13 protein-coding genes are annotated in these 14,508 nt (G+C 38.5%); 5 read left to right on the top strand and 8 right to left on the bottom strand.

The features are described 5' to 3' along the window. Positions 1-13: 13 nt before the first annotated feature. The 7 genes from V5290_RS13525 to V5290_RS13495 all read right to left on the bottom strand — a co-directional run bounded on the left by V5290_RS13525 (position 14) and on the right by V5290_RS13495 (position 6,026). Positions 14-1,357: a sigma-54 dependent transcriptional regulator gene (locus V5290_RS13525; RefSeq protein ID WP_333386768.1), complete on the bottom strand. Its 1,344-nt coding sequence runs from the start codon at positions 1,355-1,357 to the stop codon at positions 14-16. 224 nt (positions 1,358-1,581) lie between these two features. Next, positions 1,582-3,204: a diacylglycerol kinase family protein gene (locus V5290_RS13520; protein ID WP_333386765.1), complete on the bottom strand. Its 1,623-nt coding sequence runs from the start codon at positions 3,202-3,204 to the stop codon at positions 1,582-1,584. Positions 3,205-3,285: 81 nt separating this feature from the next. Further along, positions 3,286-3,717, bottom strand: coding sequence for a hemerythrin domain-containing protein (locus V5290_RS13515; protein WP_333386762.1), 432 nt, complete (start codon positions 3,715-3,717; stop codon positions 3,286-3,288). A 92-nt stretch (positions 3,718-3,809) separates the two neighbouring features. Continuing rightward, the gene (locus tag V5290_RS13510) at positions 3,810-4,004 is read right to left on the bottom strand and encodes a hypothetical protein (RefSeq protein WP_333386760.1); all 195 of its coding nucleotides are present in this window, start codon (positions 4,002-4,004) and stop codon (positions 3,810-3,812) included. 8 nt (positions 4,005-4,012) lie between these two features. Beyond that, the gene (locus V5290_RS13505; RefSeq protein WP_333386757.1) at positions 4,013-4,180 is read right to left on the bottom strand and encodes a DUF1328 family protein; all 168 of its coding nucleotides are present in this window, start codon (positions 4,178-4,180) and stop codon (positions 4,013-4,015) included. Positions 4,181-4,247: 67 nt separating this feature from the next. After that, positions 4,248-4,802, bottom strand: a complete 555-nt coding sequence (locus tag V5290_RS13500; RefSeq protein ID WP_333386754.1) for a BON domain-containing protein — start codon at positions 4,800-4,802, stop codon at positions 4,248-4,250. A 282-nt stretch (positions 4,803-5,084) separates the two neighbouring features. Next, positions 5,085-6,026 carry a LysR family transcriptional regulator gene (locus V5290_RS13495; RefSeq protein WP_333386752.1) on the bottom strand — a complete coding sequence of 314 codons (942 nt, stop codon included), beginning with the start codon at positions 6,024-6,026 and terminating at the stop codon, positions 5,085-5,087. Positions 6,027-6,141: 115 nt separating this feature from the next. Between V5290_RS13495 and V5290_RS13490 the strand changes: the two genes are divergently transcribed. The 3 genes from V5290_RS13490 (at position 6,142) to V5290_RS13480 (ending at position 11,636) form a co-directional block, all read left to right on the top strand. Beyond that, positions 6,142-7,317, top strand: coding sequence for an efflux RND transporter periplasmic adaptor subunit (locus V5290_RS13490; RefSeq protein WP_333386748.1), 1,176 nt, complete (start codon positions 6,142-6,144; stop codon positions 7,315-7,317). Beyond that, a complete protein-coding gene (locus tag V5290_RS13485; protein WP_333386745.1) occupies positions 7,317-10,487 on the top strand; it encodes a multidrug efflux RND transporter permease subunit in 3,171 nt (1,056 codons plus the stop codon). The genes V5290_RS13490 and V5290_RS13485 overlap by 1 nt, the downstream gene beginning before the upstream one ends. Before the next feature lie 126 nt (positions 10,488-10,613). Then, positions 10,614-11,636, top strand: coding sequence for a zinc-binding dehydrogenase (locus V5290_RS13480; RefSeq protein ID WP_333386742.1), 1,023 nt, complete (start codon positions 10,614-10,616; stop codon positions 11,634-11,636). 71 nt (positions 11,637-11,707) lie between these two features. On the opposite strand, the gene V5290_RS13475 is transcribed toward V5290_RS13480, so the two are convergent. Next, positions 11,708-12,424: a UTRA domain-containing protein gene (locus V5290_RS13475; protein WP_333386739.1), complete on the bottom strand. Its 717-nt coding sequence runs from the start codon at positions 12,422-12,424 to the stop codon at positions 11,708-11,710. 202 nt (positions 12,425-12,626) lie between these two features. Here V5290_RS13475 and V5290_RS13470 point away from each other — a divergent pair, with 202 nt between their 5' ends. Then, complete coding sequence (locus V5290_RS13470; protein WP_333386736.1) at positions 12,627-13,682, top strand: ABC transporter substrate-binding protein; 1,056 nt, start codon at positions 12,627-12,629, stop codon at positions 13,680-13,682. A gap of 12 nt (positions 13,683-13,694) precedes the next feature. Further along, the gene (locus tag V5290_RS13465; protein WP_333386733.1) at positions 13,695-14,498 is read left to right on the top strand and encodes an alkaline phosphatase family protein; all 804 of its coding nucleotides are present in this window, start codon (positions 13,695-13,697) and stop codon (positions 14,496-14,498) included. Positions 14,499-14,508 lie beyond the last annotated feature (10 nt).

The following is a 14,508-nucleotide window of genomic DNA, read 5'->3' as shown; positions in this document are numbered from 1 at the left end:
GATAGTTTAATGCCTAAGGTACTTCATATTTATCCAGCTTGTTATATAAGGTTTTAACACTGATGCCTAGGTCTTGAGCTGTTTTGGTTTTATTGCCTTCATTGTTATCCAATGTATTGACGATTGCTGTTTTCTCAATTTCAGTTAAAGGAATTCCAACTGGAACCAGCCCTTCAGTGGCATTTTGTGTTTCTAAAAAAGGCGTTTCTGAAATAATATGCTCTGCTTTGATCACCTCATCTGCGAGAATAAAAGCTCTTTCAATGGTATGTTTTAACTCTCGAACATTACCTGGCCAATCATAATTCGCAATTTTATCTATTGCTGAATCTAAAATGGTTTTTGCTTTTGTTTCTTGCGCATTTTGATGGGCAATAAAGTGCTTTGCTAAACCAACAATATCCGAACCTCGGTCTTTTAAAGGAGGAACTGTTATTGGAAAGTGCGCTAAGCGAAAGTACAAATCTTCTCGCAAAGTTTGTTCTTCAATTGCAGTTTGTGGATCGCGGTTTGTTGCAGCAATAATACGGACATCAGACAAATGGACATTTTGCCCACCAACTCGACGGTATTCGCCTGTTTCCAATACACGTAATAGTTTAACTTGATGTTCAATAGGCATCTCAGTGACTTCATCAAGAAATAAAGTGCCACCTTGAGCTTGTTTAAATACACCTTGATGCGGCTTGTCTGCACCAGTAAAAGCTCCCTTGTTATGACCAAATAATTCACTGTCAATAAGATCCGGACTGATAGCACCACAGTTAATTGCTACAAAAGGTTCATTACTTCGGTCGCTTGCTTGGTGAATAGTTTGTGCAACTAATTCTTTACCTGAGCCGCTTTCGCCAATAATTAGAACTGATGCCTCGGTTTTTGCTACACGTCTAATAATTCGGTATAGCTTGTGCATTGGACTAGAAGAACCAATTAATTGACCAAATTGGTCTAAATCACTGGTCGCTACTTTTTGTCCTACCGGGCTTTTTAATAGATGAGATTGTCTTACATCTTGCAATGTTTCTGACAAAATCTCTAGGTCTAGGGGCATCCGGTAATGAAAAATAGCGCCCAATTGCATTAATTTATCTAGATTTGTATTGGGTAATCCAGAACTTATAAGAATAAGATCCATTTCATTTAGTATTTCAAGCTTGGATAAAGCTTGATAATCAGACTCACTAAATTCATTAACGCCTATCACAGCAACAGCAGGGCAGGTTTTTGCAAGTTGTGATATCCAATCCTGCTGTGCTGGCAATGCAGTAACATCGAATTGATTTAATTCGTTATTATTTAAGATAGATTGGCGTAATGATTCGTTCTGTACGCTTAGTAATAAGCTTAATTTATGCATTAATTTGATCTCACGATAACGAATCAACTCTTGATAGGGGATCCTTATCATCGCGATGCAAAGTAAATTTGTCAAATTTTATAATGATTTCATTTTTCACAGAGACGAAAAGTCCGTGAAATAAAGCTGCAATAAATAGATGTTTTATAATGCTTAGAGGTGGATTAAAACAGTAGAGCAGGTCTAATTAAACCCTGCTCTGAAAGATGAAATTAACTGAACTATTAAGATGTTACTGCAGCTTTTACTTTTAAAGAAGAGGGTAAGATATTGAGTGAAATGTGTGAAGCAGCGTAATGTTCACCATCCACCACGTAATTTATTTGTTGATTCGAAAAAATATCGATATGACTACCTGAATGATATTCGAATTCAGTGGATTTATCTTGTATACCTAAACTTGAAAATGCCAAGTCAGATAATGCTAGCACTCTTTCTGAGATGCTATTTCTATAATCTAGATAAGTGACGTGTAATTTTCCGTCATCTGGTTCAGGAATATCTCCTCCATGTGCCAACACTGTGCTAAAAGGCGCAATATTAGCAACCACTAAGCTTTGTACATCGACTTCTGTTACTGGATTCTGATCAATTTTTATGGTTAATTTTTGCGGGTTATCAGAAGCTATCGCATTAAAAAAACCATTCAAATAAGCCATTTGACCAAACTGATTTTTATTTTCACGGTTAGCTGATTCAATCATTTGTTGCTCAAAGCCTATACCCATAACCAATAACATCAATTTATCATTACAACGTGCAGTATCAATAGTACGAACCTGGTCAGATAAAATAGCTTTGCAGGCACTTTCTACTGGGGAAAATTTAGCTTCAATACCATACAGTACATGACATAGCGCATTAGCTGTACCAAAAGGCACAATCCCTAATACAATATCCGTCTCAATAATCTGATCTGCTACTTCTGTTACTGTGCCATCTCCACCACAGACAATAATTTGTTTAGCATTTTCTTTGACAGCCTGTTTTGTTAACGCCGTTGCTGTTATTTGTTGACTTGTTTCTACAATGTTTAAACGATATTTTTTGGTGAGTTCTCTGATTAACTGTTGTTGATGTTGTTGCCATTTCCCAGAACCAGATACTGGGTTTACTATCATCCAGGTATGAGTTGGTAGCAATAGTTTTTGCTTTTGATGTATTGAGCTTAATACTTTGTATTGTCGCTTGTTCAAATTAGCCGAAGAACGAATGGAATGGATCTTAGCCAATGCTTGGTCAACACTTAAACTAGGGTCTTGGCTTAATAAATAAGCTGCCATCACAAAGACAGAACGGCCTCGACCAAGAGCACAATGAATTACTACAGATCTTGATTGAGAGCGTTGAGCATCAATCCAACAAAGTGCATGGCGTAGTTTATTTAATGTTGGTGCCTTATGGTCTAAAACAGGCAACGTTAAATATTGAAAATGTTTATCCGTCATGGCACTTTCAAGCCCAGCGAATTCAGCGGTTAAATCTAAGATACAATCAATCTTCTGAGATTTTAAATAATCGAGATCTGAAGGAAGTAGTCGTCTTGATAGGTATAGGTCATCACTTATCTTTTGGATAGCTGGGACAGAATCATATTTTCTTGCCCATGCGTTATAACCCCTAATCCCGAGCATAAAAGGGATAAAGGCCCATTGAATCCAGTAAACAATTTTTCCATCACTATTTTTTCTAAAAATAGAAGGAATATTAAAAAGGTAAGCAAAACTGACAATGGCTAAAGAAAGAGCAACCCATGTAAATAATAATTTCAATATTAACCAAGGTGAAAACCAGGCTAAAGCTGCACTTAGTAAAACACCGAATAAATAATATTTAGTTATAAACATGGGCTTCCCTCACTGATACCTAAACTATAAATCTTATGTAGCATAGGTTAGATAATAAATATTGTGACCATCAAGGTATGGTTAGCTAACCATCTCTTTATGGTATTGGGTTGCTAAATTGAGTTTTTGATCTTCTGTAAAGACCTTACCTGCCATTTGGAAAAAACGATGTTCCTCTTCTTCTAAATGATGCAGTACTTTATGCTGTAATGAATGCATGATGGTTAACCAAGCTGGCGAACTGAATTCAGTGTTATCGAGTTTCTCAATGATTTTATCGATAGAGTGGTGTTCGGCAATACCGTGGCGAGATAGCTCAACGGTTTTATCTTTTTTGATTAAAGGCGCATAAAAATACCGCTCTTCAGCAATCGCATGTTGCTGTAATTCTTCTTTTAAATCAGCATAAAAAATCTGACGGGTAGCGGAATCACCTTTAGTGCTTGTTAATGCGTCCATCAATAAACGTTGTTTTTCGTGGCTTTCACGTAGTTCTTCAAAAATATTACTCATTGTTTTATTCCTTAAGTAAATGCAAATGGGGAATAGTGGATTTCAATATAAAAGTAGGCGCACTTATGTGCGCCGCTAATGAGTAACAGTTATTAACAATCTTTATCTTCTGTATTCAGTGAATCTTTTACATTTTCACAAGTATCTTCAATACTATTTTGTACATCTGTTACTGCGTCATCTACTTTTTCACCTGTTTTCTCAGCAGGCCCTTCACTACATGCACTCAATAACATGAATGCAGCACCGATTGCAGCGAATGATTTATATGTATTTGAGTTATTCATAGCGTCTCCTATTTCTTCGAACTTATTAAATTAAAAACAATTGATACAACAAACAATATTGCGAATAGATAAAATATAATTTTAGCAATACTTGCTGCGGCTCCTGCAATTCCGCCAAAACCCAATACTGCAGAAATTAAAGCGACTATTAGAAATATAAATACCCAGCGAATCATGTTGTAGCTCCTATTTATTTGAGATTGATGGTTAAGTAAAAATTAATGAACGTTAAGTTGTATGAATCTATTGAACAACTTCAAGCTTATCGATAACTGATGTTACGTCATCGGTATTTCGCGCTAAATTCATTGCTAAATCATGTTCAGCATCGGTTTTTACATTACCTGCTAACAACACAACATTGTCAGTTGTTGTTACTTCAATATCCATTGCACTAACATCATCAGCCATTAATAGGCGAGTTTTAACAACGGTAGTAATCTTGGTATCGGTTAATGCTGATAGTGCTTTATCATCGATATCTGCGTCAGCATCTTCATTCAAAATGGTTAAATTATTGTCAACACTGTTAACACCTTCTAACCCAGTAACTAATTCACCTGCTAACGCTTTCTCAATACCACTATTAACATCACCTGTTAATGTCACGACACCGGCTTCTACTTCGGTATCAATATCAAAAGAGTTAAGATTAGTATTAAGTAATAAAGTGGTTTCAGCTTTACCATCTATCCACGCATCAAGTGACTCATCTTTCCAATCTTGTTGGCCTGCCAATGCAAGTGTTGATGAAGTAAGTAGTACAGTCGAAAGTGCAATAGTTGTCATGCGCTTCATATTTTGTCTCCTTTAATTGATGTGTACAAAGAGTATTGCGAATACTGTGCCAGTTTTTTATCTTATTGTTTTTTAAGGGATTGTTTGTTTTTATGTAAATGAGGGAGTGTTTGGGTATGAACTATTTACAGGGTCAGGTGTAATAGTTATCAGGTTTAATGGAAAGTAAAAAAGTTCAATATAAATGACTGTTTTTTATAAGGTAACGACGGTAATTTTACTCAAGTTATTAATAATAATATTACCGTTAATATCACTTTTTATTGGTATAAGTGTTCGATTTTATTGGTACAAATGCTCGAAGTCTGGAATAGATTGCTCCCAAATAGGCACCTCTTTACCAATATATTCACGAACAGCATCAAAGAACAAACGTGTTCTCACTGGTAAATCACGATGTGGGTATACCGCATACATTGGATGGTAGTTTTCTAATGTCAAATCAGGTAGTAGTGGGACGAGTAAACCATCTTTAATTTCGTTATTGATCATAAATGCTGGTGTGATTGAGTAAGCGCTGCCCGAAAGTACTTTCATTAATAACGTTTCAGGGTCATTACTTCGGAAAATACTATTCATTTTTTGTTCTTTTGAAAGCCCATCTTTATCGATATATTTAATGTCTCTGACACGGATCGTTGCATTTGCAAAACTAGCAGCAGGTAAAGGTAATAAATCTTCAATCTTTTCTGGCTTACCATAATGTTTAATAAATTCAGGTGCAGCCAAGATCAGTAAACGATTACGTGCGAGTGGGCGTGAGATCAGTGAAGAGTCTTTTGGTTTACCGATACGAAAAGCTAAATCGAAACCTTCCGCAATAATATCTACCACGCGATCATCTAAACGTAACTCAACTTCGACCTGTGGAAAGCGCTTTTGAAAATCATTGATTATAGGCTGTAAATAACGTCTACCAATAATAGATGAGCTAGTAATCTTGAGAATGCCTCGAGGCTCTTGATGGAAGTTTTCAGCTAAGCGAAGTGTCTCTGCTAATAGCTCACGTATTTCCACTGCTTTCTTAGTCATCTCAGCACCTGCCGCGGTTAATGAGAAAGAGCGAGTTGATCTATTTAATAAACGCGCTCCTAATTCATCCTCTAAACGACTGATCTGTTTGGATATTACTGAGCGATCTATATTTCTGATTTCCGCCGCTTTAGCAAAAGAACCTTGTTCTACTACTTCGAGGAAAATTAAAAGGCGACTGGTGATATCCATAGTGAGCTCCTAAATGCTTATTGTTGCTATTTTGGCACTAATGAATTTAAAAAACGATGCTTTTTGTGCACTAATTTATTCCGTATTATGCAACCATCAGAAAAGGAGCATCGCTATGCGCAAATATTTCATGACAGTAATGATTGCTGTTACAACTTTAACGTTAATCGGCTGTGGTGAAGCACCTAGCCAAACTGCTACTCAACAACCTCTTCAGCCTATTGATGTCGCTAAAGTTTTAGTTGAGCCAGTGCAAAAATGGCATACCTACACTACGCGTTTAGAAGCACCTGAGCAGGTCTCTTTAATGCCGCGTGTTTCTGGTGTGGTAGAACAAGTATCATTTCATGAAGGTGACCATGTTGAGCAAGGCGATCTTTTATTTAAAATCGATGCTCGTCCATTTGCAGCAGTAGTTGCAGGTTTAAAAGCACAAGTACAGAGTGCTGAAGCGTCATTACAACAAGTGCGTAGCGAAGCAAAACGAGCATCTCGTTTGATTGCAAAGAAAGCAATTTCTACTGAGTTAGCTGAATCTAGAGCATCTGCATTAACACAAGGTGAAGCACAACTCGCTGCATTAAAGGCACAATTAGTTGCTGCTCAGCTTGATTTAGATTTTGCCACTATTCGTTCTCCTATAGACGGTGTTATCTCACGTACTAATGTGACTCGAGGTAATAACATTCTTGCTGGACAAACAGTGTTAACTTCAATTGTGTCTAATAAGAGTATGTATGGTTATTTTGATGTAGACGAACGTACTTGGAACCGTTCTTTTAATGACGTAACTGCTGCTAGCGAACAAAAAGTAGTAATGCAGAAAGTGGGTCAAAAAGATTTCCCATATTCTGGCTACATCAACTTTATTGATAACCGTATTAATGCTGCAACCGGTACGTTACGTGTACGCGCGGTATTTGAAGCGCAGAATGATAGTTTACGAGCAGGTTCATTTGCACGTATTCGGTTAGCGGCTAATAATATTACCGATCAAATTGTTATTCCGGATAGAGCAATTGGTACCGATTTAAATAACCGTTTTGTATTAACAGTAGGTGAGGATAACGTACTGCAATACAAGCTAGTAGAAGTGGGCGATCGTTACGGTCACTTACGTGTGATTACATCTGGTTTAACTGCAACGGATAAAATTGCTGTGAACGGCCCCGCTCGTGTCGGGCCTGGTATGCCAATTGAGCCTAATCTAGTTAATATCGATACTAAGGATGTGACTTTCACTTTATCTGCTTCACATGAATCTTTGACTGCAAGTACTAAGGAACTGTAATGAAGTTTTCTCATTTCTTTATTCAGCGCCCTATATTTGCGGCGATGTTATCGCTGGTAATTTTAATTGCTGGTGGAATTTCATTGTTCCAATTACCAGTAAGTGAATATCCTGAAGTCGTGCCTCCAACAGTTGTTGTTTCGGCAAGTTACCCTGGCGCTAACCCTACGGTTATCGCTGAAACTGTAGCAACACCATTAGAGCAAGAAATAAATGGTACTGAGAACATGTTGTATATGTTCTCTCAAGCTACCAGTGACGGTGCAATGACACTAACAGTGACCTTTGCGTTAGGAACGGATTTAGACCGAGCACAAGTACAAGTGCAAAATCGAGTAAACAGTGCCTTACCGCGTTTACCCGAAGAGGTGCAACGCTTAGGTGTTGTTGCTGAGAAGTCTTCTCCAGATTTAACCATGGTAGTACATCTCTATTCACCAGAAAATACATTAGATACAGCATACCTTTCGAACTATGCTGATCTTAATATCAAAGATGAAATTGCACGTTTACCAGGAGTAGGTGATGTGCGTTTATTTGGTGGTGGTCAGTATGCGATGCGTGTTTGGTTGAATCCAGATGCCTTAGCAGCAAGAGACTTAACTGCTAGTGATGTAGTTAATGCATTAAGTGCCCAAAACCAACAAGTTGCAGCAGGTAGTTTAGGCGCACAACCTGTTCCTACTGATAGCCAATTTCAAATACTTTTAAACGTGAAAGGGCGTTTAAATAATATTGATGAATTTCGAGACGTGATCATTAAAGTTGGTGAGGAAGGACAGTTAACGCGTTTGTCAGATGTTGCTCGTGTTGAATTGGGGCAAGATAGTTATTCTTTACGTGCAGAATTAGATAACCAGCCGGCACTTGCTATGCCAGTTTTCCAACGTCCTGGATCAAATGCCATTGAGCTGTCGAACCAAGTACGTGAAACCATGGCTCGTTTATCTGAGGATTTTCCGAATGGCGTAGAGTATGACATCGTATATGATCCGACTGTGTTTGTTCGTGGCTCGATTGATGCGGTTATTAGCACGTTATTAGAAGCAATCGTGCTCGTTGTATTAGTGGTTATTGTGTTTCTACAAACATGGCGCGCGTCTATTATCCCGTTAATCGCAGTACCTATTTCTTTGATTGGTACTTTTGCAGTTATGCAATGGTTAGGCGTGTCGATTAACACCTTATCTCTATTTGGACTTGTACTTGCGATCGGGATTGTCGTCGATGATGCAATTGTGGTGGTTGAGAATGTGGAGCGAAATATAGAAAAAGGCTTGTCTCCACTAGAAGCAACACGTGTCGCTATGAGTGAAGTAACCGGGCCAATCATTGCGATTGCTTTAGTGTTATCTGCAGTATTTATTCCAACAGCCTTCATCAGTGGTTTATCAGGGCAGTTCTATAAACAGTTCGCGTTAACTATTACTATTTCAACGATTATTTCAGCCTTTAACTCATTAACGTTATCGCCTGCATTATCAGCATTATTGTTAAAATCACATGATAGTAAACCAGATTGGTTTACGCGTGTGTTAAATAAATTATTTGGGCGTTTTCTGTTTAAACCGTTTAATCGAATTTTTGATAAAGGGGCAAGTGGTTACGAGAAAATAGTAAAAAAACTGATCCGTTTAAGCGTTATTGTGATGGTTGCTTATGTTGTTTTAGTGGGCGGTACAGTTAAATTATTTGATGCCGTACCGGGTGGGTTCATTCCACAGCAAGATAAGCAATACTTAGTGGCAATTGCGCAATTACCAGATGCTGCAAGTTTAGATCGTACACAAGACGTATTATCAGAGATGCAAAAAATTGCTTTAGAAGTACCGGGTGTTGCACATACTGTAGCCTTCCCTGGTTTATCGGTGAATGGTTTTACCAACAGTCCAAATAGCGGTATTGTTTTTACAACGCTTGAAGGATTTGAACAACGCACTGATCCAAGTGAATCAGCGATGGCGATAGCTGGAAAATTAAATCAACGCTTCGCAGCTATTGATGAGGCTTTTGTTGCAGTATTTCCACCACCTCCAATTCAAGGTTTAGGGACAACAGGCGGCTTTAAATTACAAATTGAAGATCGTGCGAATAAAGGATTTGATGCTTTATTTGGTAGCTTGCAGGCAGTGATCGCTGAAGCACGTAAAAATCCGGCATTAGTTGGGCTTTACTCAAGCTTCCGTATTCAAGTGCCGCAAATGGATATCAATGTTGACCGTGAACAAGCACTAATACAGGGAATACCGTTAGATGAAGTATTTAATACATTACAGATCTACTTAGGCTCTGTGTATGTTAATGACTTCAATCTATTTGGTCGTACTTACCAAGTAAATGCACAAGCAGATGCTGAATATCGTCAAGATCCTGAGCAGATTCTTAATTTACAAGTACGTAATAATGCAGGGCAAATGGTGCCATTAGGCTCAGTATTAACAGTCGTACCGAGTATTGGACCTGATCGTGTAATGCATTATAACGGTTACCCAAGTGCAGAGTTAAATGGTAGTCCTGCACCAGGTTATAGTTCTGATCAGGCGCAAGCAGCCATTGAGAAAGTATTAGCAGATACGTTACCAAAAGGCATTGAATATGAATGGACTGAAGTGACTTATCAACAAGTACTTGCTGGCAATACCATGGTCTATGTATTCCCGCTGGTGGTCTTATTAGTATTCATGGTATTAGCGGCCCAGTATGAAAGCTTACGTTTGCCATTAGCTATTATTTTGATTGTCCCAATGACTATCTTCTCCGCCTTGTTGGGTGTGTGGTTAGTGGGTTCAGACAATAATATCTTCACGCAAATAGCTTTGATTGTATTAGTGGCATTAGCGTCTAAGAATGCGATTTTAATGATCGAATTCGCCAAAGATCAAAATGATAGTGGGTTATCTCATATTGAGGCTATTTTAGCGGCTTGTCGCATGCGTTTACGCCCGATATTGATGACTTCGATCGCCTTCACCGCTGGGGTTATACCGTTAGTATTAGCCACTGGTGCGGGTTCAGAGATGCGTCACGCTATGGGGAACGCAGTATTCTCTGGGATGATTGGTGTAACCGTATTTGGTTTATTATTAACACCTGTGTTTTATATGTTAGTAAGTAAAACCAAAAATGAGACTAATGACCCTGTAAAGCAAGTTGAGTCGCTAGATAAATAGGCTACTCATTATATTGAACTCTCCTTCTGTGAGCTAACTAACGTCACAGAGGGAGAATTCAATTAAAATAGATGTACAATATTCTTATTATTCAAATAGACATGGTTGTCATACTTAGAGGTAGACATGCCTAATTTCGAAACATCTGCACAACAAACTATTCCTAATACAATGCAGGCTTTAGCGTTAAGTGAGCCGAGTGATGCATTTACTCTATCTGAAATGACTTTTCCTATTCCGCAATGTGCGTCTGACGAGTTACTTGTGAAAATCGAGTACGTTGGCTTAAACAGAGTGGACGCTATTTTCGCACAACAAGGTTTTATGCCATGGAAATTCCCGCATATTTTGGGGCTTGATGCCGTGGGAGTGGTAGTTAAAGCTGCACAGGGAGTGTATCCGAAAGTTGGTGAACGTGTCATGTGGCACGCTAATATTGCGCAACAAGGTGTGTTGAGTGAATATGCGAAAGTGCCTAACTATGCCGTATCAGTTGTACCAGATAATATTTCAGCACAACAAGCTGCAACCTTACCTTGTGCGGGTATGCTAGCTTTGATTTGTTTAGATAAATTACATTTGAAAGAAGGTGAAAGCATCTTAATTGAAGCTGGTGCAGGGGCCATTGGACAATTTGCAATTCAGTTTGCCAAACAGCGTGGTGCAGATGTTTTTACTACCGCTTCTAAGCGTAATCATAAACTGGTTAAGAAATTGGGTGCTGACTTTGTATTTGATTATCAAGATAAAAAGCTGTGTGAAAAAATCTGCAAAGAGCTTGGTCCGACTGGGTTTGATGCAGTATTGGATTCCGTTGGCGGTGAAGCGACAAATCGTAATATAGAGTTGATGCGTTTTTGTGGCCGTATTGCCTGTTTGAAGCCTTTGCCTGTCATTGATAACGGGCTAATGTTTTTAAAAGCACCCACTATCAGCATTGTTTCATTAGGTGGTGCATGGTTAGCTAAGAGCCTATGCGCACAACAAAAAATGAGCTTTTTGTGTCAGTTTTTATTGCAAAATCTATCGGAAAATAAAATTCAATTACCGCAAATTTCTGAGGTTAAATTTGAACAAAATTCAGTAACTGAAGCATTACATCGACAGCTTAATGGCAGCTTTACTGGTAAGCAAATTGTGAAAATTTAATAGCTGTTACCTAGTATGAGCCATCTCATTAAGCGGCGCTTTAACAGAGCTTAATTTATTCTGTTTGTACGCTATATATGCTCTATGCTGTCGATACTGATCATCACTGCATCGGGGCGCCAATATTCAAATTCACAATCGATAATTTGCCCTTGCTGATTGTAATTTACTCGACATATTTTTAACACTTGTTGGCCAGCACTGATATTTAAAGCTTTTGCTACGTGGGCTGGTGCTGCTGCGGGTACAACATCAAAGCGTGAGCGACTGGTAGTAAATTTAAACTTCTCTTGGTATAACTGGGTTAATGATTGAGTTAGATTTTCTTCTAAAATTCCTGGAAAGAAATGGCCAATTAAACAGTTTTCAACAAATAACACTACTCTGCCATCGATATATCGCAAACGCTCGATCACATGGATCTCGGTTAACTCTCTTAATTCTAATACCTTAGCATAATCACTCGGCGCCATAATCGTGCTGATATTAATTAATTGTGTTTCAGCAATACGATCTTGCTCGCTGATCATTTGATTAAAGTGACAGCGCGATAGTGGGTTATAACGAATACGTGGTGGAGAGACAAACCAACCTCTGCGGTCTTCACGGTAAATCAACCCTTCAGTTTCTAATGCGCTCAGTGCATCCTTCACACTAATTCGGGTAGTAGAAAAAAGATCACTCAGCTCTCGCTCTGATGGTAATTTTTGCAGGGGTAATAACGCACGACCAAAAATCTGTTCACGTAACACATCTTTCATTTTAGGATTGTCGGCGTTTTTTCTCATATTTGAACTAGTCCAGTTTTATTTATTACTTATCTTTTTACTATACATTAATATTTACAAACAGGGCGTTAAAAGCCTGGATATCAAAAATGCTTCACAAAAACTTTCAAAAAAAGTTTTTACTTACTGTAAAAAAAATGTAATGTTTGCCTTGTAGTATGAAAAATGAACTCACTGAACTAGTCCAGAGGATGGAAGTAAAATGAATACATTTAAAGTTACAAGCACGCTTATCGCACTCTCTTTATCACACTCACTTTATGCCGCTGAATCAAGTAATATCGATTCTCTTGTGGCTGCCGCTCAAAAGGAAGGTCAAGTTTATAGCGTCGGGATGCCCGATAGCTGGGCAAACTGGAAAGACACTTGGGCAGACCTAAACACGCAATATGGTATTAAGCATCAAGATACTGATATGAGCTCAGCACAAGAAATCGCTAAATTCGATGCAGAAAAAACTAACGCAACAGCCGATATCGGCGATGTTGGTTTTGCATTTGCACGTGTTGCAGTGAAGAAAGGGGTAACACAGCCTTATAAAACAAGCACATGGGATGACGTTCCAAATTGGGCGAAAGATGCAGATGGACATTGGGCATTAGCTTATACCGGCACTATCTCATTTATCTCAAATAATAACTTAGTGAAAAACGCACCAAAAACATGGGCAGATTTATTAGCTGGTTCTTATAAAGTGACTGTGGGTGATGTCGGTGTTGCTTCTCAGGCAAATAATGCAGTATTAGCTGCTGCGATTGCTAATGGTGGAGATGAAGGGAACTTAGATCCTGCCATTGAATTTTTTGGTAAATTAGCAAAACAAGGCCGCTTATCATACACAAATCCAAGTGTTGCTAACCTTGAGAAAGGTGAAATTGAAGTCGCTATTTTATGGGACTTTAATGCGCTTAATTATCGAGATCAAATCGACCGTTCACGTTTTTCTGTGAATATCCCACAAGATGGTTCTGTTATTTCAGGTTACACAACTATCATCAACAAATGGGCTAAAAACCCAAATGCAGCCAAATTAGCTCGTGAACATATCTTCAGTGATGCAGGGCAGATCAACTTAGCTGATGGTTATGCGCGTCCAATTCGCACAAGCGTAACATTACCAGCTGAAATTCAAGCTAAATTGATTCCGAATGATCAGTACACATCAGTTCATCCAATCAAAGATTTTAAAGCTTGGGAAAAATCGGCACGTAAGCTACCACGTCAATGGCAGGAAGGTGTGTTAATTCACCAAAACTAATAAGGGGCTACTATGAACGATAAGGTTATTCTTGTTGTTCTTGACGGCTTAAACTTAAAGGTAGCCCAAGATTGTTTGGGTTACCTAAACGGTTTAGTAGAGTACAAGAAAGCAACTCAATACTCGCTGTACAGCGAGCTTCCATCACTGTCTCGCCCTTTATACGAATGTATATTAACTGGTGTGACGCCTGTTGAAAGTGGCATCGTACATAATAATGTAACACGCCGTTCTCTGTTTGAATCTGTGTTTAGCTTGGCTCAAGCACAAGGCAAAACAACTGCTGCAGCAGCTTATCATTGGGTTAGTGAGCTATACAATCGCTCTCCTTATGATGCAATTCGAGATCGCCATACACATAATGAAAGCTTACAAATTCAACATGGTGTTTTTTATCATTGGGATCATTATCCAGATCAAGCATTAATGTTAGATGCCGAGTATCTTCGACAAGAGTTTGATCCTGACTTTTTATTAGTACATTCGATGAATATCGATGATGCAGGCCATAAATTTGGTTTAGATTCGCCTGAATATCGTAATAGTGCTCGCCATGCAGATATTCTCTTATCTGATTTTTTACCGACTTGGATTGAAGAAGGTTACCAAATTCTGATCACCAGTGACCATGGTATGAACAATGATAAATCACATGGTGGCACTCTAGTAGAAGAGCGCGAAGTACCTTTGTATTTAATTGGTGATGGTTTTAGTCACCTCGATGTTGCGATTAAACAAACAGAACTCTGTGGTTTAATGTGCGAGTTACTAGGGTTACAGCATCAAAAAGCATTTGCGGAAGATGCATTAGCATAAGCAAAGGATA

It is taken from the genome of Psychromonas arctica, from assembly GCF_036697365.1.
Classification (GTDB): Bacteria; Pseudomonadota; Gammaproteobacteria; order Enterobacterales; family Psychromonadaceae; genus Psychromonas; species Psychromonas arctica_A.
Note: the sequence above shows the minus strand (reverse complement) of the source record. Positions and strands in the feature narration are given on the sequence as shown.